At 60.4% G+C, this 846-nt stretch carries 1 protein-coding gene; it reads left to right on the forward strand.

Annotated elements, in window-relative coordinates:
• Positions 1-846, forward strand: an 846-nt coding sequence (locus EOA60_RS35190) for a CBASS cGAMP-activated phospholipase (RefSeq protein ID WP_164899882.1), incomplete at both ends; no start/stop codon positions are given.

Genomic DNA, 846 nt, shown 5'->3' on the forward strand with positions numbered 1-846 from the left:
TCCCTGCGGCCTACCTGGGCGAGATCGAGAAGCGCTTTCTCGGCGGTGCATCCGTCGCCAATCACTTCGACATGATCGCCGGCACGTCGACTGGCGGCATCATCGCGCTGGCGCTTGGCCATGGAATGACAGGCCAACAAGCGCTCGAAATCTATCTGGAGAGAGGCGAGCGCATTTTTCCTGCCCGCTCCGGCGTCGGCAGGTTGGCCCGCGCCGTGCGATGGATATTCAGACCGAAGCATGACCAGAATGCCCTGAGGGAAGAACTGCTCCGAACCTTCGGAGACAAGGTGCTCGATGCTTCAATCAATCGTCTGGTGATCCCGAGCTTCGAGGGGCGCCATGGTGAGCCCTTCCTGTACAAGACGCCGCACCACCCGGACTATCAGAAGGATCGACACAAGAAGTTCGCCCATGTCGCTCTGCATACGACCGCGGCGCCTTCCTATTACCCGGGCGTGGATGATGACGGCTACATCATGATCGACGGCGGGATCTGGGCGAACAATCCAGTCATGAACGCCGTCGTTGATGCTCTCGCCTGCTTTGATGTCCCGCGCGAGAACGTGCGCATCCTAAGTCTTGGCACCGGTGAAGCAACCTTCACCATCAATGAGAAGGCGCGATCCGGAGGCGCCATGGAGTGGGCCTTCATGCGCAGCTTCAATGCTGCCGCCCGGGCGCAGTCCAAGAATGCACTCGGTCAGGCCTACCTGCTGCTGGGCAAGAACAACGTGGTCAGGATCGACGTTCCCGAAAGCGACAGGCCAATCGCCCTTGATGATGTCGCTCGTTCGGTACGAGAACTGCCCATGGTCGCCCGCAGTCTTGTGGAGGGCTCAGGGC

The sequence above is a fragment of the Mesorhizobium sp. M1A.F.Ca.IN.020.06.1.1 genome, assembly GCF_004023265.1.
In the GTDB taxonomy this organism is placed as follows: Bacteria; Pseudomonadota; Alphaproteobacteria; order Rhizobiales; family Rhizobiaceae; genus Mesorhizobium.